Genomic DNA, 19,618 nt, shown 5'->3' with positions numbered 1-19,618 from the left:
GCTACCGTTAATGCCCTAAAGCTACCGCAGACACAACGAGAGCGCAGAGCGAAACCACCAGCGATGAAACCGCGACAAGCAATATCGCCGTGTTCATCATGCGGGCGTAGTAGAAGGTCCGCATTTGCTCCACAATTTGGGGGTCTTGTGCCCCGTTCGGAAACATTCGCGCGTACTCGGTGTGTACTATGCTTTCGATTGCTTCATGAACTTCCTCGTTCCAGCTATCCGTCCAACTGAGAAACCATCGGACCAATCGTCGCTTGTTCAGCATGAATGCCTCCGCCGTTTTCCCTACTAGCAATCGGAAATCTGGTGCCTATGCGACTTGCTCGCCTGAAGCTCAAGCGGTTCCAGTACGATGCCCCACGCCTGCAACAAGCCATCGAATGACGGTTGCACTCCGTGCGTGCGCGGGATCGGCAACGCCACGCCCGTCGCTCGATAATGCACGCGATCCTTAGCGCTCGCACCAAGCCGGACGACGCGCTCGAGGGCTCCACACCGAAGCGCATATTGCACCGCATCTGAAGCCGTACGCGAGTTCATGATGCCTGAGGCTGTGATGTCGCTCACTGTCGCGCTATGCCGTTGACGCACCCACGCTACCAGCGCCTCTGCCTCTTCACCTGTGCTCATCTTTCCCGTTTTCCTGTTTCGTCCACGCGAACATTGCCGCTCCCGCGCTTTTGCCAGTGCCAGCCGCGCTGACGAGTTGTCCAGTGGTTCGCGGTCGCGGCTTACCTGGTACGCGACGTGGGCGCGGCCGACAACACCAACGAGCGTCACAGCGCCGTAGGCCCTGATGCCGTCATGCCCTTATAACGGCACGGTGCGATGCCTTCTTCAGGCTTCCCCGCATAATATGACTTTTGACGTCATTCGGAATTACGTGACACGTCATTCATTCCACATTAAAATGCTCGTAGCGTCATATCGCGCAGCGACGAGTTCTTCTCGAAGGGGAGGCATAAGTCACGCCTAGGCAGGCTCCCCTCGCCTCCTTCACAGCCCTGTCGGAAACAGGGGATGTGAGGCATGGAGACGAGCCGACGCGTCAGCGCACCGCAGGTCGGCCGGCAGGCGGCAGAACCGATCCATGAATCGCAAGGCACTTGTTGTATTCGCACTGATGGGCTGCGTCACCGGCATCGCTTCGGCGCAAACCAGTCCCGCGCAGTCCGATTCCTCCCCCGAACGTCTGTCGCAGCATCGCCCGCCGCCGGTTTGTGGCGGGCCGCCGCCCGGCCCGCCTCCCGACGACAAGCCACCACCGCCACCCGACGTGCCGCGCGATGCGGGCAGGCAAGACAGCCCGCCACCTGGCCCTGCTGCCAGGTGTGGCCCTCCGGAAGGAAAACCGCAGTGACCACGTTGACAATCGTCGCACTGCCGTCACGCGCTGGCGAGCCCGACCTGCTCATCGGGAACGAACGCAAACCGTTCATCCTCGTGGACCTGGCTGGTGAAGCGACGCTCCGTATTGACCCGGCGCCCGCGTGGTCACACAGCACACTGCACGCAGTTCCGGATCGCCCGGACGTGAAGGCATTCGTGAGCGAGCACTTCGGCGCCGATGCGTATCTCGGCGGCCAGTGGATCGGCAGTTCGGAAGTCTAAGGAAATTGCGCAAATGGAAAAATCGACGACAACCAGGGTTGAGCCGTTCAGATTCAGCGCTCACGGGGAAGACGTGGGCCACTCCCTTGTGACGGCTCAGACCGGCAGCGGAAAGACCGCATGGGCCGGGCTGGAGGCGTTGTGGAACGCGGGGCATGCGGGCGGCAAGGTTTCGCTTGCGCCGGCCGGCAGTCGTGCTCCGTACTACCGCAGGTTCGACAAACGCAGATAGAGCGGAAAACAAATGCGACACACGCTACTCAGCACAGCGCTCTTGGTGATAACAGCCGTTTCCATGACAACCGTGCGCGCGCAGGACGCACTAGGCGTGGTGGTTCAAACCGCCGATGCAGCCAGTGCGAGGAACGTAGCCCAGCCTCAGCAAGAAATGCATGCACTGGATGAGAAGTGCCAGCGCCACGATCGCGGTGAAACGGTGCAGCTGAAGCAATGGGAGACAGAAGTTTGCGATGCGAGAAGAGGCGGCAACGGTCCTGGTATGAGCTGGATGGTCGATTAACTCAGGCGCGCACGGTGGAGGAAGCGTGTACGAACACCATACCCTGTTGAGTATCCCGGTTGATCTCGCGTTCTTTTGGCTCTGGTTCGCGGTCTATCAGTGGCTCGTGCCGACTAGCGGTGCGCGGCGGATCGCGGGCATCGCAGGCATGGCTGCAGTTTTTGCCGGATATCTTGAACTAAGCGCATCCTTCTTCGCGCGCTGGGACGCATCCCGATATTTCGACGCTTGGGCGATGCCGCTCACGCTGTTCGAGAAAATCGGCGCGCTCGCCGTGGCCGCGGCCATTGCATTGCTGGTTGTGGTGAATCGCGGCACCAATCGCGCGGCAGTGGCTGCGAGCTGATGACTCATGCCGCGGGAGTTCAATTCGCAAGGGGTTAGCGCGAACGACGGTTAGTCGCATTTCTCGCTAACTCCTTGTGTGCCAAAGACCACTGCAAGCCGGTTCGCAGCCTTGCGGCGAACGCAACGCGCCCCTATCTCTCCAACCCCGGATCTTGCTCGGGATCTGTCCGATTGCCGCGGTTCGGATCACTGTCGAGCGCACTCCCCTCGCCGCGTCCATCTCGAATCTGGCGTGCGAGCGCACGCATAGCCGCGTCGTACTGGCGCTGTGCCTGCCGCTGCTCGGCATCCTGCGCATCGACCTGCTCACGCCGCGCGTCCATGATGTCGTTAAGCGCCGGCTCGTCAAAGCGGACGTTCATCCGCAAATCGGCCGCAATGCGAGCTGCCTGCACCTGAAAATGCGCCGGGCCTTCAAGGCGGATCTCGCGGCCGAACTTCTGCGCCGCCAGTCGCAGCGCGTTCTCGATTGCCGCATCCTGGGTGGTCCAGACGCGAACAGAGTTGCCTTCGTCGGACATGACATTCACGCCGCTCAGCTTGTACGTGACTACGCCGTACCGGTCTACGTCGTGCGTCAATCCGCCCGCGTAGACAATCGCATTGTCTTCGCGCTCGCGCGGCGGCCGCAGCGACAATCCGTCGTGTGCCGGTGGATCGATCGGGCGCAACCGGCGCAGTTCGCGTAGCGCCGCGGTGTCGCCGCCTTGCGCCCTCTCCTGAAGGAATTCGCGGTAATGTTCGCCAAACGGCGGGCGCGACGTTCGCCGCAGCACCGCCCTCTCTCCCTCGATCGCCGCGCGCAGGCTGCTGTCCCGCTCGACTTTCTCCATGCGTGCGAGCGAAAGTGCCGCACGTCGATCAGCCCGGCTCAGGGCCTCGTCTCCCTCGATGCGTGAGCGTGCGACCTTGTAGTCGCCCACTGAGGCCTGTCGCCGCTCTTTCTCGCTGGCACGTTGCGTTGCCCACGCGTCGCGCTCGCGCGTGATCTCCGCGTCGCGATGCCCCTGAAACTCCTTCCAGAGCGAAAGATGCGGCGCCCGCGCATGAGCGTGCGAAGGCTCACGGCCCAGCTGCCGGGCATACGTGTCGCGCAGGATGCGCGCTGCCTCGACCCAGGGCAGGTGCATCTCCTTCGTGAGAAAGTCCGATACATTCAGATTGCGCGCACCGCACTGGATGCGGTCGCTGCCGTCGCGCCCCTTCGTCACTGCGTATTTGCTTGCGATCAGCCCGTGACTGTGCGCGAGGGCAGCGAGCAGGCGGCCGGCATCAAGTGACTGCCGGATCTGCTGAAACTCACCGAGCACGGCGCTATGACTGCGATACTGCCGCTCGACGTGATCGCGCGCGTGCTGGTGGAGTGCGCTGTCCTTTTCGCGGCCCGTCGACTCGCGCGCGCGGTCATTGAAGCGGCCTCGCTCGCGCTCCGGGCGCACGCGGCTTGCCGAACGCGCTGTCGCGAGACGATCCTCGGCGCGACGATGCACCGGATGACGTGCGCCCGCCTCCATGCCCTCCCCAAACGCCCACATGCGCATCTCGGCTTCCTCGAGGCCCCCCAGTGACGCTGCCGTGACCTCCTGACTGGCGATGCGCCGCCCTGCCCCTGCGCCTTCCAGGAAACCCGGCACGTCGCGCAGCGAGCCGATGTCAGCGAGTGACCAGCCCTCTGGCTCCGGCGCATAGGGATCGCTAAACGCGATGCCGCCTTTCAGGCCGAACTCCTCGATGTCGAACTTGCGTGCGCCGCCGGCAATCATCGTCGCTCGTTCGTCCGGCCCCGCGAACGCGAACGCCTGGTACATGCCCTCTACCTGCGTATCCAGCCCGCTCAGGCGCGTGCGCGCGACGCCCGTGCCTTGTCCGCCTGCTCCTGGGCGAGCGCCAGGCCATCGCAGCGCTTCAGGGAGTGCTGCTCCGACGTCTCCCAGGTGTAACGATGCATGATCCGGCAATAGCAGCGTAGTTCCGCCTTGCTCGATTCCATCCACATTGAAGCCGGGCACACTTCGCAGATGGTCGGCGGATTCGGGCGCTTGGCTCGCTCGATCTGGGCCAGCGTCAGGCTCACGATCGACTGCGATTCCAGCACTTCTCGCGACGCCTCGTCCGTCCTTTCCTCCGGCAGCGGGGGCAATCTCCGGCTCGCCGGCGCCGCGGTAGCCAGGGTGCCAGTCGGCTCCAATGCGCTCGGTGTAGCCTCGTTGCTCTCGTTCAATGTGCTCATGGATGTGGTCCTCGCTGAAACGTTGGTAAAAGCGCTCCTCGCGCTCGGCCAGCAACGCCTGACGCGTTTGCGTGTCGGCCTGCTGGTAGAAGGGGTAAGCCTTGAGGTTGCCCCCGTTGAAATACTTGACTTCCTTCGAGCGTACTTCGTACCACTCGGCAAGCGTTACGCTCAGGTCTTCCGGCGTCGGCCGCACCGCGCCTGCCTCGGAATAGGCGTCTTCAAAGCGTGAACCGAGCATCGCTTCCTTGCCATGCGCATCCAGCTCGATGAAGTCGCGTGAGAACACGTACTCCTTCAGGTTCACGCCTTTTGCCGCCCCCTCGGGCTTCACGTTCTCGTATTCGGATTCCCGGCCCTCGTTGCGGGTGCGCCTCTCGCCGAACTCGTCCAGCAGCGCGCGGAAATCCTCATGGCGTTCGATGCCCCGTTCAAGGACCGCCTCAAGGATCGCAGCCTTGAGCTCGCGATTCCCCCCGGTGAACGTGTCGCCCTTGTACCGCGCGATCATCTCGGATGCGTCGGTCAGATCCGCACGCCGATGGTCTTTCGGGCTGGCGAGCCCGTAGCGCTGGTTGATGTGCTCCTGAAACGCATCGATATAGCGTTCCTGGTACTTGACCATCGCGAACGGATCAAGCTTCCGGCCGCTTAGCAGGTTTTCCTTGGGCACGACGATATGAATGTGCGGCTTGCGCACGACGCGCTCGCCGCTCTTGCGGTGCTCGTAGGCCTTCACACGCGGCAGATGGGCCTCCGCGTAGAAGCAGTATTCTTCCGGCCGGTAGGCGGCGAACATGAAACGCTCGAAGTCTGCGGTGATGTCCCGCAGCATGCGTTCGTCGACCTCATCCTCACGAAAGGGCAAGGTGATGGTCAGGTAACGCTCGCCGTCACTCTCCATCGCCTCGATGATGTGGTTGGCTAGGTCTAGGTCACCCGCGAGAATGACGCGTTCATCCAGTTCATCCCGCCCGAGCTCACGCCCCTGCTTCTGCCCGGTTTCCAGGTACTCCTTAACGCCAGCGACGTGGCCCTTGATGCGGATCAGCATGCCTAGTCGATGCTCCCCAGGGTCGCATTCAGGTATCGGGAAATGAACTGCAGCTCGTCCAGCAGACGTTCATACGTCGCCTCGGTCAACATGCCCTTGACGTGCTCCGCATTCGCCCGGTGAGCAAGCTGGTTGATGTTGTTGCCCGCCCTGCTGATGATGAAAAGCAGCCGCTTACGGTCAACGGTTGGCCTCTGCCGGGCGACGATCTGCGTGCGGTTCTCAAGCACTGCCTGCCGAAAAAACTCCGACTGCGTGAGCCCCGACAGTTCGACCTTCGCAAGATACGCCTCGCGGTCTTCCTCCGTGAGACGGAATGCGATCGGCCTGCCGAGCCGCTTGGAGGGCGTCTTCTCTGCCAACTTGTCAGCCTCTCAATGCACGCGGCACGTGTCCGCTTTTTACGCGATCGTCGATCGCCGGTGTGGTTTTCCACGCGGCACTGGCCGCGGGGGTTTCAAAGGGGGAACCCCTTTGGCACGTGGTATTTTACGGGGCACGTAGTGACCCGTAAACATACCTGTCGTGCCTCATAGTCTCCAAAAATTACGCGTCATCGCACGGGCCACAACATACTTAGGTTACCTTCGGGTCAGGTTCGGGTCACTCTCGGGTCACTCTCGGGACATGTGGGCGATTGCGTGCCGGAGTCAGGTCACTTCTGGGTCACGTCGGGGTCACTTTCGGGTCACTTCCGCGTCACGGGTGACTATTGCACCTGCGAAGCGCTCAAGCCCGAAAAAGACAGTGGAGCACAGAGGCCCAACCGGATTGCCCCGGCGCTGCGCGCCGGGTCGCCGCTCTCCCCAGAGGGTCCCCGTGCGGCTCAATCCGGGCGCGACGGTGCGCGCCGATGCGGCTGTGGTGCGCGGCGGCTCAAAGAGGGCTTGCAGGAAGGGGGGACGGCTCGGGCGCGGCGGGAAAAAATCGCGCGTGAGGGTCGCAAGGGCGAGAAGGGGCGCGGCACAAAAGAAAATGGCGGAGGGTGCAGCAACACCCCCCGCCCTGCCTGCCGTCAAACCTAGCTGGAGTCAAACGGATTCGGCACCGGGAATTCTAGCGCGGCTGCGCGGTTCCCGGTCGAAAAATTCGCCGTGGTTCAGGCCAGTACGATCCCGTACCACGGTTCGAAGCGCGCGAGCAGTGACCATGCCTCGCCGCGTCGTAGGTAGATGAGCCCGTGCAAGTTGCGCTGCATGGCCGTGCGGCACTGCTGCGCGACCTGCTGGGCGCTGGTGCAGTAGACCGAATGCGCGCCAGGCTGATAGATCCGGTACATGGTCACGCCTGCCCGCCCGGCTGCTCTGTCACGCGGCGCACGATGTCATCGTGCGAAAGGCCCGCATCATCGCGCAGCTTCCAGTGTTTCCCGCTCGCGCGGTTGCGAACGTAGATATAGGTGACGTTACCGCTGTAAAACTCGCAGAACATGAACGACTCGAAACCCGCCTCGCCGCGCCGCGCCAGTTCAGCGGCGGCATGACCTCAAGCGCTTCGTAACACTCCCGCTCGGTAATAGCCTGCGGCGGTTGCTTCAGCGCGGCGGACTGCTGCCGGAGAAATTCCGCCTCATCGCAAAGAATCGCGCCGGGGTGGTCCTCCGCGATCTCTTCCAGCGTGCGGCCTTGCCAGTAGGAAATACAGCGGCCATCGGGCATCTCGCGCGCGTAGTCGATGGCGTGCGCCGTGCCAGGCACATAAAAAACCTTGTTCATGCTCTCACTCGTCCCTTGCTGATTCATTTTCGGCCTGTCCGTCATTCCTGATTGACCGGGCAAGCTCGACGCCTGCCCGGTCGGTGAGGGGCTTAGCCCTTCAGCTGGCGCATTTCTTCAGCAAGAATCCACAGCGCGCGGTTGAGTTTCACATTCTGGTCAATGCCCGTAACCGGGCGCGTCACGGCGCGGCGGCCTGCGGCGTTGCGACCGCTGAGGCCACCGCGAACGATGTTTTCCTGCACTTTGTTCAGCGTCGTCCAAAGGTCCGGCGCGCGATCCTCCCAGCGGCGCACGCCCAACAACTGGCGCTCGGTGACGGGGGGCGGCGTCGTGTCGGTCGGCTCGTACTTGAGCGACAGGGCGGCGCGTGCAAAAACGGTCTGCTCTGCCTCGCTCAGCGTCAACGCCTGCATGCCTTCGCGCTGCTCGTCTACCAGTTCGAACGAATCGAGCACGCGAATCGCCCCCTCAATCACGTTTTCCACAACGTCGCCCTTGTGGGGGATACGAATATCGTCCATGACGTCACCGCACACCATGCCGTTTTGGCAGACGTGACGGAAGTGGCCGGCGAGCATCTGATACGAGCTGCTGCCGTTGTGGCTGTTGAGCAAAACGATCTCGTTTGCACCCGCCGTCGTGATCTGGTTGGCATGGCGTAGACGGATCATGTGTTTCGTGTAGTCACGGTTCGCATCGTCGCGAACGCGCGTCTGCGCGACCATGAAGGGCGAGAAGCCTTCGTCCTTCAGCTTCGCGAGCACGTCGCCGGTCGAGATGTACGCGTAGCGCTCCGAGCGGCTTTCGTGCGCTTCGCGCGCGAAGATCGAGGGAGCGACGGCGCGCATCTGATCTTCGGTCAGCGCGACTTCAGAACGGTACACGTGAGCGTTGCGGGCAAACTTGGATGCGAGTTGCATTTGAATAACTCCAGCTAGGTTTTTAGGGAACCGGCGGGGCGGTTGCTGCCGCCTGCCTCCGGTTATCGCCGCGCTGTGCAGTGCGTCGATGTAGTTATTATTCCAGGTCTGCCGCTTCTTTTCAACAAGTCTTTTAGTTGTTTATAGTGATTTTATTTCGTTTCGTTACAGGCGAATCTCTCGCACTCCGAATCATTGTTATCGTGCGGAAACGTCAGGCATACCCCCTTCCTGCGAGCTATCGGGGCGTCGCACACCACAGGCCTTTCGCGCGCGCCGGCGCGCCCGGATTGAGCCGCACGGGGACCCTCTGGGGAGAGCGGCGACCCGGTGCGTAGCGCCGGGGCAATCCGGTTCGGACGTGGTGAGTAGCGGGTGTTTCGTGGCAAGCAGCCACAGGCTGCGTGATTCCCCCGCGCGAGAGCGCGGGGGCTGGCGTGGCAAAGACCGCCCGAGATTTCAGGCGGTCTGGTGGTCAGTGGAAGTAGCGGCGCGGCAGCATGGTCACAAAGACAACACTGCCAGGCTCGCGGAGGGTGCGCGCCAGGGCGTTGAGGCAGGCCCAGCCAGACGTGAACGGCGCGGAATAGACCGTCTGCGGCAATCCGTATTCGTCCGCAGCGCGCGCCGCAAACGAGATTGCCGCATCAAGTCCGAAGAATTCCATCGTCAACCTCCATTTCGAAGCGCCAGGGTGTCCCGGCCAGGCGGGTGGCGCTGCCCGCCTGGTGGGGCAAGTCGGTCAAAGTCCGTCCGTGATTTCTACGGGTTGCTCCCAGGGTTGCCAGTCCGGGGCGGCGCGCAGGCCGTCGCGCACCGCGCGCAGGTCGCGAATCGCGGTACATATGCGCCGCTCGGCCTCGTCGCGCATGTCACAGCCCTCGGACGTTGCAAGCTCAACGAGCAGAAAGCTCAACAACCCGTCGCCGCACTGCTTCATCGCCATCCGGTATTCTTCCTCGCGTTCAAGCTCGGCCATGTGTGCATACTCGCCGCCTGCGTAGCAGTCGAGCACGGCGCGCTGCGCCGGATTCAGCCAGGGACGCGTGCGTGCGAGCCGCAATGCCGTGCCGATCTTTTCCCGCACCGATGTCGCACGCGCGATCCCTTCTTCATCGGCACCGTCCGGCACGGATGCGAGGGCCGCTTCAAGTGCCCCGGCGAGCGTCGGCGAAGCGACGAGACTGCCTGCCTGTGCGAGATTTCTGACGACATCGAGCAGCGCCTCAGACTGATCGGCATCGTCCGCGCTCCATCGCGCCACGTCACAACTCAATGGCTCGCGGCCCGGTACGAGCCACGGGTACGCGTGCAGCACAACTTCGTGAAAGGGCTTGCTAACGGCGTGATAGCCGAGCCGGAACGCGCCGCCCTGCTTTCGCGTTGCGCTGCCGTGCGGCTCAACGCTGCGTGGGATGGTGAATGGGCCAACCTTCGCGCGAGGGACCGCCTTCGCGGCAATTTGCGCGATCAATTCGTCTTGCCGCGCTTGCGGCACGCCTTGCGCGCTCCACATCTCGCGCAGGACAGCCTCGGGGTCACGGGCCGGGCTATCGCTTCCGGTCGTTGCGTGAACAATCTCACTCATGTTGGCTCCGGTATCGACCAGGGCAGAAGGCCCGGTCATGCGAAGCATTGTATCGGAATACTCGACGTTATACAAGCATCTGACTTGTTAATATCAGAAGCTCTCGCGCAACAAAAAACCCCGATCTCGGCGGGGTTTCAGGGGTATCTGATGCGTGCGATCAGGCGGCCAGCGCCATCGCTTCATCCTCCGGCTCGTTGGTCGTAGCGGCGGCTTCGGCGTCCGCTTCCGTCGAGCCAGCTACTGGCTCGGCGTCGGACGTTGCGTCTGCCTCGTCCTCGGCGCTCTCGTGTGCGTCGTCGTCCATATCCTCGTCGGAGCACGCGCAATAGTGCGGAATGGCGGGCACGTCGCGGTTACGCAGTACGTTCGGCAGCCATCCCGTCCCGGCAAGGCGCGTCTCTGCCGCCTTTACTGCGTCGGCCTTCTTCATGCTGGCAAGCGACGCTGCGGCCTCGCCGTCCACCGCTTCTGTCACGGCCTGGCCGATGCGTTCCTTCGAAACGTGGTTCAGGTAACCCCCTGCGGTCACGTGCCAATGGCGCGTCATGTCAAGTTCAAGCGCCTCCGATACCAGGTTGACCGCGTGCGGGCTGTCCGTGCCGTTCACGCCGTCCACCAGCGCCGCAATGCAATAGGACAGAAGCCCTGTGGTGATATCGTCGTCAGCCTCCATCAGCCACGGCATCAGGTGTTCCGGGTTCGACGGCATCAGGTTGCGCCACTTGTCGCGCTGCGCCTGGATTTCCTGCCAGGCGTTGCTGTCGGCCAGATCGTCGGCAGCGCGCACCAGCGCGTCGTCAGTCGGGCGCACATCCATCTGCAGCGCACTCAGATAGCGAAGCGCACCAAGTCGCCCGTCAAACACCTTCGGGATCAGGCTGTGCAGCAGGACCGCGACCGCCACGCGCGGGTTAGCCGCAAGCTCGACGCGCACAGCGGCAGTGCGATGCGCTGTCAGACGGCGGCAAAGCGCTTCGCTATGCTCGGGTTTGACCTTCTTCGGCGCTTGCGCAGCGCTCACAGTGGCGACGCTGCTGCCCGCCGAATGCTCGCGCCGCAGCAGGCCGCGCTTCACGACAAGTTCCCCGCCCCTGCCGACCATTACGAACGCCCCTGCCGCCTGCTTCTGCGCGTCCGTCCACGCCTGCAGGCTACGGTCGAATGCTTCCAGCGCTTCCTTTGCCGCGTCCTCAGCGTCGGACAGGCTGTTTTCCAGTTCCTCGTCGGGTTCGCAATCGCTGTCGTAGTACTCGGACAGCGCCGCGCCGGTCTGCTCCAACTTCTCGGCCAGTGCGTTTCGCGCGGCTTCCTCGTCGGGCGTCATGTCACGCATCGCGGGCCGGTCCTGACCGAAGAAAACCAGTTCCGACTGCCCGCCGCGCGCGGACCTCGATCCACTGCCAGCCCTCGGCACGCACCTCGTTGGCTGCGTCTTCGAGCTTGTCCGCGACCAGGCGATTGAGCAATTCATGGTCCGCGATATAGCCCGCATCCTCGCCGCTGAACAGGTCGCGGCGTACATAGCCGCCTGCCGCCTCGTAGGCTTCGACCGTCACAAAGCGCAGCGTGTCGCTCGTGCGAATGTCCGCTTCGTCGCCAATGATCGCTTCGCGCAGATGGTACGGGTCACGCTGCCAGGATTGCTGTGCCCCGAACCAGATACGCTCCTGCGTTTCGTGGTCCGATGCGAGCACAAGCGTCGTCGCCTGGTCCCAATCCATTTCATCCGTTCGGAACAGGTCCATCAGTTTCGGCGCGAGGCTTGCGAGCTTGACGTGGCGACGCACAGCCGCCTCCGACACGCCGAACACCAACGCTATGAACCCGGCCTCCCGGCCTTCCTGCAGCAGCAGGGAAAACGCCAGCGCCTTGTCGGCCGGGTGCATGTCCTTGCGCTGCTCGTTCTCACTCAGCGAGCGCAGCAACGCGTCAGCCTCGGGCACGACAAGCACCGGCACCTGGTAGGCATCCGTGATGCGCGCCTGTTCCAGCAGGAGGTGCAGCGCGGCGAGGCGGCGCTGCCCCGCGCATACACCCAACTGCGCATTTTTGCCACGCTTGCCCGCGATGCGATGCACGACGAGGTTCTGGTTCACGCCCTGTGCAGCGATGTTCTCGGCCAGACCCGGAATTTCGGTGAGTTCGGTTTTGCGGACGTTGTGCGGCGACAGCATGAGTTGCTTGAGCGGCACATACTCGATCCGCCCTGCCGTCTCGACGGCGGCGATGGGGGGCGTGGCGGAATGGGAGGCAGTGGAAACTGCACGGAATGCGCTGCCACGCGAGCGCGATGGCCTGCGCTTAAATACAAGTCGTGTACTTGTTAATGTAGGTAGATCGGTGTATGATTACATCCATGGCCGGGCATATCGCCCTGGCCGAATACCGGAAGCCAAACCGATGAACGAATCGACCCTGCCCGTCGTTGCCACTCGCGTTCCCAGCGAGCGCCGCATGTCCTTTCTGCCGAAGTATCTCGGCGCGCACTTCGTTACCGGCGAAGCGCTTGTCTATCGCTGGGCATGCCTCCTGACTGCAGACAACGATGGCGGTGTGTGGGTGTTCTTCGAGCTTTCCAATGGCGGCTTCTACCTTGCGCCGCGCTCCCCCGAGCGATTCACCATAACGTGCAACCTGAACCAGTTCACCGGCCAGGTGAGCGCCGACGCGGCGGGCGTCATCTTTACGCTCTACATGCTCAACCAGTTGGCAAACCAGACGCAGGAAGACAGGTTGATTAATCAGTACTACTGGCTTCGTGATTTCGCTACGATGCATCCTGAATATGCTGCAATCTTTGGGGCGATTGACTGACGCCGCACGCGGACGATCGCGCCGCGCCCAGGGGCTGGCCGCCTTGGACGCGACCGACCGGCGTTCCGCGCGACGCGGAGGGGCAGGCATACCCTCCCCTTGCAAGCCAGGGCGTCAGCCGGACCGGCAAATGGATCGCGCGCGCCGTCGCGCCCGGATTGAGCCGCACGGGGACCCGGTGCCGCAGGCACTGGGGAGAGCGGCGACCCGGCGCGTAGCGCCGGGGCGATCCGGTACGGCCCTGGCAAGAGATCGGTGTGCCCAGGCAAGCGGCCGCAAGGCCGCGTGACTCCCTCCGCGCGAGAGCGTGGGGGGCTGGATGCAATGAAACGCCTGGTGCGTCCGCGATGTGTGGCATGGCCGCGGTGGGGTGTTGTGCCTCGCGCAGCCGTCGGCTGCGTGAATCTCGCACGCAAGCGGGAGCTGGATTGTGTATAGCCGGCCGGAAGGCCGGCGTGCGTGCGCAGACGGCTGCCGGTCATATGAGCCGGGCGCGGTCGGCGTAACGCATGCCTGACGCGCCCGGCTGGGCGTGGCAGGCATGCCGATTTTTCCGCAGCCGCGAGGCTGCACTTTCCCGCGCCCTGGCGCGGGCTGGATAAACTAGCGTCTGATGCCGCCACGATGGGGCACGGCACAACAGGATGAAAACGATGGACAAGCAGAATCTCCCAATCCGCCCGGAATGCTTTCGCTCCGCAGCGAGCTGGACTCCGCCAACCGGCGAGGAAATTGCGGCGCTCGTGCGGCACCTGGGCTGGTCGTCTTCCCAGACGGCGGCCTTTCTCGGCCTCACCACGCACCGCAAGGGAACTGCGTGGAATGATGCGGACGCGCGCAAGGCCGAAGGCGGTGGCCGCAAGGTGCGCCAGTGGATCGGCGGCACCACAGCGATCCCGTATTCGCTGTGGGCGCTTCTCGCCTACAAGGCGGGCTATGGCCCGATCTGGGACCAGGAGTAAGCGGTGACAGACGACGGAGAACGCATGCGAACCAACCGGCGCGACGACGCACAGCAGCTGCTCGTGGACCTGGAGACGCGAACGCGCCACGCACTCGCAGGCCCGGCACGCTCTCTCACAAGCCAGGTGGCCGATGTGCTCGACCTCATCGAGGCCGCGCTATCTGTGGGTGTGTACCGGCGCGAGCTCGTGGCGACGCTGAATGCTGCCGGAATGACGATTGCGCTTCCGACACTCGAAACGGCGCTCAAGCGTGCGCGCAGGCGTTCGCGCGAAGAGCGGTCAGCGCGAGCTGCGATGGTCGCGGCGCCTGCGCCTGAGCCGGCGGCGGCTGCCCGGAACGCGGAAGGCACGGCAAACGCCGAGGGGCAGGCTGCCCCGTCGCTCGAGGAGATCCGAAGGGGCAGCCCGCACCTGACTACGACCGAGGCGCGGCGCGCGCGCGCGGAAAGCATTTTCAACGACGCGAAGCCGGAGCCGTCCTTTATGGAACGGTTCAACCCGCGCCGCTAGGGGGTGTTTGGTGGTGTGCGGTTGGATCTGCGGTAGGCGGCGCGCGCAGCGCCGGCCGGATGAGAAGCGCCCGGAGCAGGACGGGCGCCGTTTCAAGGCTTATGCGGGGCGGTGACGCGCCCCCCGCGGCGAGTTCACAGCGGATGCGCGACTCGCATTCGTGAAGCGCATGCGCGCCATGACGCGCATGCGCACCGACCAGGAGCGGTTAGCGCCGTCTGCACGCATCAGGCGCCGTGCCCGGAAAAGGGCGAGCATTTCGGTGCGGGTCATGCCGATTGCGATTTTCATGGTCAGTGAACGCTCGCGCCGAAGACGTGGGACAGGACCGCCTGTTCGGCTTCGATCGGCGTCGCGCAGTTCACGACGGCGCAACGCGCACGCACATCGCCTCGCGCATCCACGTAGCGGCGGAAAAGCATGGCGTAGGGATGCTTGACGTCGGTCGACGCGAAGCCGAAAACGGGCGTGTCCAGTACGGCGGTTTCGAGGTAGGTCAGGTTCATCGGATTGACTCCGGATTGGGCCAGGGCGGAATGCCCGGCCATGAGAACCATAATAACAGAACACGCCACAATTAACAACCAATATATTTGTTAATTGTGGCGTGTTCTGATTTCCTATTTCCTTCATCCGTCTTCGGTCATCCGTCACCAACTTGATGTGCTCGTGCTGCTTTAGGATGTCCTCGTAGCCCTCACTCTAGACGGCGTTAGCAACCTTGGCTCAGACCTAGTAACCTGGGCAGATGGGAAAACGCAAACCTTACCCGAGCGACATGTCTGATGAAGGATGACGTTTCGCTGCACCGTACCTAACGCTGATGAGTATGGAACAGCCCGACCAATGCTTCACTTTATCCGCGAGACAGTTGCTTTACCCAAATTCCAGTGTTCCGCGCAGCCTGTTCGTACGCCGCCTCTTGCTGAATAAAGAACTCTCTCAGTGCTCGCTCACTGGTCTCCCGGATGGCGGAAGCTAACTCATGATCATCTGCATTGGGCGCCGCTGCCGTTAGCCGTCTTACAACGGTGGCGGACACGCCAAGGCACAACTGAGACATAGCCGCCAAAGTGACCGGCAATTCGGGGGGCGGGTCGGGCAACGTTTTAATGATGTACCAGTGGCCTAGCAGAATAGCCAAGGGGTCAGGAATTCCGACGCTTGAAACTGCAAGTTGTGCGCACGGAGGCAAGAAAACACCCATTATGTCACGCATGGCGGCCCCCACGCGCGTCTGGCCGGCTGCGTCAACGGCTCGTCCGATTTCCTGCCGTATACGCCCGTCAATGGCCGCATTTCGAATCCAGTGGATACCAAAGGAAAACTGCAAGGTAGAAGGCGCCAACCAACGCGCGATGTTGCGCCAGTACTGGCGGATGTGTCGATAGGCCGCTTGGGCCTCTGGACTCGTGCTGCTTTTTAGGCCCAAATACTTGACGCTCTCATCAGCCGACCAGTTCTTTTCATGAAGATCGTCCCCCACACCGACGATATTGACGTTGACGAAATGGTGGAACGTTGCGTCCACGACTACCCGACCTCGGTGAACGACATGTCCGTCCCATGCAGCAATCGCTCCACTTGTATCGGCTTCCAACGCTTCATTGTCATTCGAGCCCGGAAAACGGGCCCCATACGGATCAGTGAACTGAGGCTGCACGTCTCGCGCAATAATGTCCTCCCATGCTACTACCTGAGGCGACAGAGGCCCCCCGCGGTAAGAAGGGTATTCGTCCCTTTGCTCGCCGTTCAAGTCGAATGTCGCGGTCAAATCATCAGGAACTTGGCACTGGCCTTCGTGCATGTGGTCGGGTAGCACGTTGATCACTCCATCCAAGCCGCACAAAAGAGGATGCGGTAAGGTCTCGTACACCCGTCCGTACGGTGTGCCGCTGGCGATCGTAGTCAAGAATGGACGAACAGTCTGGGGGATGTCGTCTGACTGATTGTCAAATTCGTAGTGCCCTTCGGCATTCTTGACGATCGTGCTATGTCGATACGGACCCTGTACGGGCGGCGAATCGCCGCTGCCTTCGTCGTAACCTGTGTAATCCGTGCCTGCTTTGACGTAGTCAAAATTCCAGCGACGCATTGACCGCACGCGAGGCAGAGTACTGCATAGGTCTTTTCCCAGATCGTCATGATCGCCGGTAGCGAAAACCCCGCCTCCTGACTCCATGAACTCCTCGATTACCTGCAATTCGTCGTGTTGCAGGTCGAAGTTGATAGGATCTTTGTATGGGCCGAAACCGTTTGAACTTGCAAACCCAAACAACCAGAGCTCATCATACGCGGCGATATTGAAGGTGTCCTTAGTAAAGACAAACTTTTCTATGTCGGCACCTTGTTCAAACATTGGATACCGATTTGCAAATGTCACAGCATCATACCGATGTGCTTTGGTGACGGAAAACTTCAATCCATCACCGGCGTCAGATTCAATGGCATCTATAAGCTCTGTCAGGCCGAAGCGGTTGTTGTGTGCAGAGTATCCACCGTCACCGTCCACCACAATCAGTACTCGCACGTTAGTAGCCGTAATCGCCTCGCACTAAACTTTGAATCATTTTGCAAACATTCATGCGCGGAACGCAAAGGGACACGCTCACTGTCTTTACTGTGCTGAAAGTCTTACTGAATGAAACAATAGGTGAGAATTCCGTAACCGGCAAGTAATGCCACTTTCTACATTTTCAATGTATGTTTAAGTCGGGACACCCCCAGCACCTCCCCGCTCAACATCCGTTTAGTTCGATGCGCTCGCCAAGCCCGGCGATGGTCCTCGTAATCGTCCGGATCGGCGCCGCATCGATAGAGCGCGATCACGGTGGCTGCATCCTGACGCGCATGCCATACCGCGTCTGCGTACTCGATGTCGCCACTCATGACGAGATCCGCATACAGGAAACCCAACGCCTCAAGGACACCTGCTTCAGGCTCGGTGATGCCGCCGAAGTCTGCCGGATCAAACAGAGAGCCCTGCAGTCCCCGGCTCGGCCCCTTCGCCTGCGCAATGCGGCTCTGGCGCTCGGCCCACGCCCGCATATGGCTGATGCGGAAATCCATGCTGCGGCCGGTGCGCCGTTCGTTTCGGGCCTGCATGTCCCACGCCATTGAATCGATCGACGCCACGCGAGGATGATCGCGCAACAAGGCAAGCGCCTCATTTTTCACGCCGAACAGATGGAGCTTCACATGCGCGGGTAGCATGCCGTCGATCGCGTCCAGGATCGCCAGTATCCCGTCTGGCCCGTGTACCTGGCGACGGCACACTGATCCGATACCGACCAGATCCGGCCATTCGAGCAGTGGAAGCCACTCCGCGCAAAGACGGTATTCCGACGGCAGCCAACCCTGCAGCACCGGCATCGGGAGCGGCAGCCCGCGGCGTTGCGCCTCGGCATTGCAGCGTGCGAGCATGTGTGCCGTCGCGGCAATACGCAACAGGCGCATCGGTCGGTCCGTCGCAACTTCGGCCTCGACGCAGTAATCCATGCTCGCGTAAAAGACCCAAGGATGCGCCTCCACCAGGTCGAAATAGTCCTCCACACTCCAGCGGTAATCCCCATAACGTACGGCGGCCACGAAACCAGCGGAATCCAGCGCGGCGTTAAGTCCGGCGAACTGGTCCGGATCGGGGCGGCTGAAGTGGCGAAACTCGCCCGCACGTTCATACGTACGGCCATAGGTGCGAGCGAAGGCATTGGCGGAGAACAGCACGGGGTAGCCTGCCTCACGCGCGGCCGCGACGAGCTGGCCGCCCGTGAGCGGGATACCGACGCGCACCTGCACGCCGGCCGCTTGCGTGCCCTGTACCGGCGCCGCCATTACTTCGCCCCCTGCAGTGCAGCCTGCGCCGCCGCGATCGTGCTCGCGAGCTGCGGGGCGTGCGCGATGAGTTCGCCATCGGCCCAGACGCTGAACCCGTCAGGAGCACAACGCACTGTTACCGGCTTCGCCGCGATCCGTGCGGGCCAGGCGTGCGCTGCGTGCTCGACTTCCGGCTGTACCGGCAGCTGCGTGTCACCCTTGCGCGCGCGTTCGAGGCACGTGCGATGTCCGAATGTGCCGCTTACGTTCGTCCAGCCGAACCGGTGCGGATGGTCCGGCGTGGCGTGACGGTCCATGAACAGCCGTTCGTGCGTCTGATAGTGGACTTCGCTCACGTGTTCCGCGCACACCTCGCACACCCCGTAGCGCTCCGACGAGTACCCCAGGTTCACGAGGCGATACCGGCGCACGGTCTGCCCTTCCTCGGTCACGATGTAGAGCCGTTCCTTGCGTGCCAGCGCCCGCCCGTTTGCGTTCTCATTGAATGCGTCAGTCATGGCTTCTTCCTGGTTCCGGCCATGGCAACGTGCCCGGCCATGAAATGCATCATACCTGGCCTCAATTGTTTTAACAAGTCCAATGCTTGTTTATATTTTCAGTTGCCGCTATGATGATTCCAAGCCTGTAGCGCTCCCGCAGCAAGGCGCACGCCGCTACCCCCTAACACCAGAAGGAGAACGCATTGAGCGATATTGTCAAAAGTCTGAGCATCGAAAACATGCTGCGTCAGCGTGACGCCGTGATCGAGCGTTTGAGCGCGGCAAAGCGACTGATTGATGAGGCGGACGAGATCGGCGCACGCGCAGGCCTTGGTGCAGTCAGCGGTCACATTGGCGACAAGTACGCGCATTCGCGCTGCGGTGCGCCAATCAGTGCGCCAGACTTTATTGACTCGATGACCGCGCGCATTGACGCCGCCGGTTGGGGCTATCTGATGAAAGAGTCAGGGCTTCGCACACTGATGGATGCGAAGGCACGCGAAGAGTGGGACAAGGGTGTGTACGAATTCAGGACGCCGCCGCTTACGCTGCCCAACGTTACGTCGACCTTTGAGATGCTGCACGCCGGACGCGCGGAACTGTTTGACCGCGGCGTTATTCACTGCTTTAAGCGCCTGTCATGGGACTACAAGACCAATCAGCCCTTCCGGTTTGGCAAGCGCGTCGTCCTGCGCTACCTTTACCAGGCTGCATCCGGCAACTACACGCAGAATGTCGTTCACCGCAGCGCCGACGAGCTGGACGATCTCGTGCGCGTGTTCAGCGTGCTCGACGGCAAGCCGGAGCCCGATCACCGTAACGGCATGTACGTCCACCTGAGCGAAGCTGCGCGCAAGCACGAACGCACGATCGAGCTGGAATACTTTTCGATTCGGTGGTTCAAGAATGGCAACGGGCATCTGACGTTCAGGCGCCCAGAGCTCGTAGAACAGCTAAACCGCATTCTAGCCACGCACTACCCGAACGCACTGGCCTCGGAAGTGCGCTGAGCGGT

The 19,618-nt window shown here is 62.2% G+C and carries 22 protein-coding genes; 8 read left to right on the top strand and 14 right to left on the bottom strand.

Annotation, left to right across the window (positions count from 1 at the left end):
• Nucleotides 1–7 precede the first annotated feature (7 nt).
• Nucleotides 8–274, bottom strand: coding sequence for a hypothetical protein (locus tag AB3X99_RS33605; protein ID WP_368619418.1), 267 nt, complete (start codon nucleotides 272–274; stop codon nucleotides 8–10).
• A gap of 1,091 nt (nucleotides 275–1,365) precedes the next feature.
• Here AB3X99_RS33605 and AB3X99_RS33600 point away from each other — a divergent pair.
• The 4 genes from AB3X99_RS33600 to AB3X99_RS33585 all read left to right on the top strand — a co-directional run bounded on the left by AB3X99_RS33600 (nucleotide 1,366) and on the right by AB3X99_RS33585 (nucleotide 2,486).
• Nucleotides 1,366–1,620, top strand: a complete 255-nt coding sequence (locus AB3X99_RS33600; RefSeq protein WP_368619417.1) for a hypothetical protein — start codon at nucleotides 1,366–1,368, stop codon at nucleotides 1,618–1,620.
• Nucleotides 1,621–1,633: 13 nt separating this feature from the next.
• Entirely contained in the window at nucleotides 1,634–1,852 is a 219-nt protein-coding gene (locus AB3X99_RS33595) for a hypothetical protein (RefSeq protein WP_368619416.1), read from the top strand.
• A gap of 63 nt (nucleotides 1,853–1,915) precedes the next feature.
• Entirely contained in the window at nucleotides 1,916–2,140 is a 225-nt protein-coding gene (locus tag AB3X99_RS33590) for a hypothetical protein (protein WP_368619415.1), read from the top strand.
• Between the two features lie 25 nt (nucleotides 2,141–2,165).
• Nucleotides 2,166–2,486, top strand: coding sequence for a hypothetical protein (locus AB3X99_RS33585; RefSeq protein ID WP_368619414.1), 321 nt, complete (start codon nucleotides 2,166–2,168; stop codon nucleotides 2,484–2,486).
• Between the two features lie 133 nt (nucleotides 2,487–2,619).
• On the opposite strand, the gene AB3X99_RS33580 is transcribed toward AB3X99_RS33585, so the two are convergent.
• The 9 genes from AB3X99_RS33580 to AB3X99_RS33540 form a co-directional block, all read right to left on the bottom strand.
• On the bottom strand, nucleotides 2,620–5,772 hold the full coding sequence (locus tag AB3X99_RS33580) for an LPD7 domain-containing protein (RefSeq protein ID WP_368619413.1): 3,153 nt from the start codon (nucleotides 5,770–5,772) through the stop codon (nucleotides 2,620–2,622).
• A gap of 2 nt (nucleotides 5,773–5,774) precedes the next feature.
• Nucleotides 5,775–6,134 carry a plasmid mobilization relaxosome protein MobC gene (mobC, locus tag AB3X99_RS33575; RefSeq protein WP_368619412.1) on the bottom strand — a complete coding sequence of 120 codons (360 nt, stop codon included), beginning with the start codon at nucleotides 6,132–6,134 and terminating at the stop codon, nucleotides 5,775–5,777.
• 737 nt (nucleotides 6,135–6,871) lie between these two features.
• Nucleotides 6,872–7,051: a hypothetical protein gene (locus tag AB3X99_RS33570; RefSeq protein WP_368619411.1), complete on the bottom strand. Its 180-nt coding sequence runs from the start codon at nucleotides 7,049–7,051 to the stop codon at nucleotides 6,872–6,874.
• A 28-nt stretch (nucleotides 7,052–7,079) separates the two neighbouring features.
• A complete protein-coding gene (locus AB3X99_RS33565; RefSeq protein ID WP_368619410.1) occupies nucleotides 7,080–7,487 on the bottom strand; it encodes a hypothetical protein in 408 nt (135 codons plus the stop codon).
• Between the two features lie 92 nt (nucleotides 7,488–7,579).
• Complete coding sequence (locus tag AB3X99_RS33560; protein ID WP_368619409.1) at nucleotides 7,580–8,410, bottom strand: DUF932 domain-containing protein; 831 nt, start codon at nucleotides 8,408–8,410, stop codon at nucleotides 7,580–7,582.
• 475 nt (nucleotides 8,411–8,885) lie between these two features.
• Complete coding sequence (locus AB3X99_RS33555; protein WP_342925415.1) at nucleotides 8,886–9,077, bottom strand: hypothetical protein; 192 nt, start codon at nucleotides 9,075–9,077, stop codon at nucleotides 8,886–8,888.
• 75 nt (nucleotides 9,078–9,152) lie between these two features.
• Entirely contained in the window at nucleotides 9,153–9,998 is an 846-nt protein-coding gene (locus tag AB3X99_RS33550) for a hypothetical protein (protein ID WP_368619408.1), read from the bottom strand.
• A 160-nt stretch (nucleotides 9,999–10,158) separates the two neighbouring features.
• Nucleotides 10,159–11,325 carry a hypothetical protein gene (locus AB3X99_RS33545; protein ID WP_368619407.1) on the bottom strand — a complete coding sequence of 389 codons (1,167 nt, stop codon included), beginning with the start codon at nucleotides 11,323–11,325 and terminating at the stop codon, nucleotides 10,159–10,161.
• A gap of 1 nt (nucleotide 11,326) precedes the next feature.
• Complete coding sequence (locus AB3X99_RS33540; RefSeq protein ID WP_368619406.1) at nucleotides 11,327–12,193, bottom strand: ParB/RepB/Spo0J family partition protein; 867 nt, start codon at nucleotides 12,191–12,193, stop codon at nucleotides 11,327–11,329.
• Between the two features lie 208 nt (nucleotides 12,194–12,401).
• On the opposite strand from AB3X99_RS33540, the gene AB3X99_RS33535 reads away from it, so the two are divergent.
• From AB3X99_RS33535 to AB3X99_RS33525, 3 genes are all read left to right on the top strand, one after another.
• Complete coding sequence (locus tag AB3X99_RS33535; RefSeq protein ID WP_368619405.1) at nucleotides 12,402–12,815, top strand: antirestriction protein; 414 nt, start codon at nucleotides 12,402–12,404, stop codon at nucleotides 12,813–12,815.
• 653 nt (nucleotides 12,816–13,468) lie between these two features.
• Nucleotides 13,469–13,777, top strand: a complete 309-nt coding sequence (locus tag AB3X99_RS33530) for an XRE family transcriptional regulator (RefSeq protein ID WP_368619404.1) — start codon at nucleotides 13,469–13,471, stop codon at nucleotides 13,775–13,777.
• A 24-nt stretch (nucleotides 13,778–13,801) separates the two neighbouring features.
• Nucleotides 13,802–14,290, top strand: coding sequence for a hypothetical protein (locus AB3X99_RS33525; protein ID WP_368619403.1), 489 nt, complete (start codon nucleotides 13,802–13,804; stop codon nucleotides 14,288–14,290).
• A 293-nt stretch (nucleotides 14,291–14,583) separates the two neighbouring features.
• Here the strand turns inward: AB3X99_RS33525 and AB3X99_RS33520 are convergent, their stop codons facing one another.
• The 4 genes from AB3X99_RS33520 to AB3X99_RS33505 form a co-directional block, all read right to left on the bottom strand.
• On the bottom strand, nucleotides 14,584–14,796 hold the full coding sequence (locus AB3X99_RS33520; RefSeq protein ID WP_368619402.1) for a hypothetical protein: 213 nt from the start codon (nucleotides 14,794–14,796) through the stop codon (nucleotides 14,584–14,586).
• A gap of 350 nt (nucleotides 14,797–15,146) precedes the next feature.
• The gene (locus AB3X99_RS33515; RefSeq protein WP_368619401.1) at nucleotides 15,147–16,820 is read right to left on the bottom strand and encodes a hypothetical protein; all 1,674 of its coding nucleotides are present in this window, start codon (nucleotides 16,818–16,820) and stop codon (nucleotides 15,147–15,149) included.
• A 158-nt stretch (nucleotides 16,821–16,978) separates the two neighbouring features.
• Entirely contained in the window at nucleotides 16,979–18,121 is a 1,143-nt protein-coding gene (locus AB3X99_RS33510) for a hypothetical protein (protein WP_368619400.1), read from the bottom strand.
• Entirely contained in the window at nucleotides 18,121–18,621 is a 501-nt protein-coding gene (locus AB3X99_RS33505; protein ID WP_368619399.1) for a hypothetical protein, read from the bottom strand. The genes AB3X99_RS33510 and AB3X99_RS33505 overlap by 1 nt, the downstream gene beginning before the upstream one ends.
• A 185-nt stretch (nucleotides 18,622–18,806) precedes the next feature.
• Here AB3X99_RS33505 and AB3X99_RS33500 point away from each other — a divergent pair, with 185 nt between their 5' ends.
• Nucleotides 18,807–19,613: a DUF4942 domain-containing protein gene (locus AB3X99_RS33500; protein ID WP_368619398.1), complete on the top strand. Its 807-nt coding sequence runs from the start codon at nucleotides 18,807–18,809 to the stop codon at nucleotides 19,611–19,613.
• The last annotated feature ends 5 nt before the right edge of the window (nucleotides 19,614–19,618 follow it).

Origin of the sequence: Paraburkholderia sp. BR10882, from assembly GCF_040948855.1 — a bacterium.
Classification (GTDB): Bacteria; Pseudomonadota; Gammaproteobacteria; order Burkholderiales; family Burkholderiaceae; genus Paraburkholderia; species Paraburkholderia nodosa_A.
This window is presented reverse-complemented; position numbering and strand designations above follow the sequence as displayed.

Excerpts from the sequence above, each read along its gene's own strand:
- AB3X99_RS33605 (WP_368619418.1), bottom strand. The coding sequence starts at position 274 with ATGCTGAACAAGCGACGATTGGTCCGATGGTTTCTCAGTTGGACGGAT.
- AB3X99_RS33595 (WP_368619416.1), top strand. The coding sequence starts at position 1,634 with ATGGAAAAATCGACGACAACCAGGGTTGAGCCGTTCAGATTCAGCGCT.
- AB3X99_RS33590 (WP_368619415.1), top strand. The coding sequence starts at position 1,916 with ATGACAACCGTGCGCGCGCAGGACGCACTAGGCGTGGTGGTTCAAACC.
- AB3X99_RS33580 (WP_368619413.1), bottom strand. The coding sequence starts at position 5,772 with ATGCTGATCCGCATCAAGGGCCACGTCGCTGGCGTTAAGGAGTACCTG.
- AB3X99_RS33570 (WP_368619411.1), bottom strand. The coding sequence starts at position 7,051 with ATGTACCGGATCTATCAGCCTGGCGCGCATTCGGTCTACTGCACCAGC.
- AB3X99_RS33565 (WP_368619410.1), bottom strand. The coding sequence starts at position 7,487 with ATGAACAAGGTTTTTTATGTGCCTGGCACGGCGCACGCCATCGACTAC.
- AB3X99_RS33560 (WP_368619409.1), bottom strand. The coding sequence starts at position 8,410 with ATGCAACTCGCATCCAAGTTTGCCCGCAACGCTCACGTGTACCGTTCT.
- AB3X99_RS33555 (WP_342925415.1), bottom strand. The coding sequence starts at position 9,077 with ATGGAATTCTTCGGACTTGATGCGGCAATCTCGTTTGCGGCGCGCGCT.
- AB3X99_RS33550 (WP_368619408.1), bottom strand. The coding sequence starts at position 9,998 with ATGAGTGAGATTGTTCACGCAACGACCGGAAGCGATAGCCCGGCCCGT.
- AB3X99_RS33545 (WP_368619407.1), bottom strand. The coding sequence starts at position 11,325 with ATGACGCCCGACGAGGAAGCCGCGCGAAACGCACTGGCCGAGAAGTTG.
- AB3X99_RS33535 (WP_368619405.1), top strand. The coding sequence starts at position 12,402 with ATGAACGAATCGACCCTGCCCGTCGTTGCCACTCGCGTTCCCAGCGAG.
- AB3X99_RS33530 (WP_368619404.1), top strand. The coding sequence starts at position 13,469 with ATGGACAAGCAGAATCTCCCAATCCGCCCGGAATGCTTTCGCTCCGCA.
- AB3X99_RS33525 (WP_368619403.1), top strand. The coding sequence starts at position 13,802 with ATGCGAACCAACCGGCGCGACGACGCACAGCAGCTGCTCGTGGACCTG.
- AB3X99_RS33520 (WP_368619402.1), bottom strand. The coding sequence starts at position 14,796 with ATGAACCTGACCTACCTCGAAACCGCCGTACTGGACACGCCCGTTTTC.
- AB3X99_RS33510 (WP_368619400.1), bottom strand. The coding sequence starts at position 18,121 with ATGGCGGCGCCGGTACAGGGCACGCAAGCGGCCGGCGTGCAGGTGCGC.
- AB3X99_RS33505 (WP_368619399.1), bottom strand. The coding sequence starts at position 18,621 with ATGACTGACGCATTCAATGAGAACGCAAACGGGCGGGCGCTGGCACGC.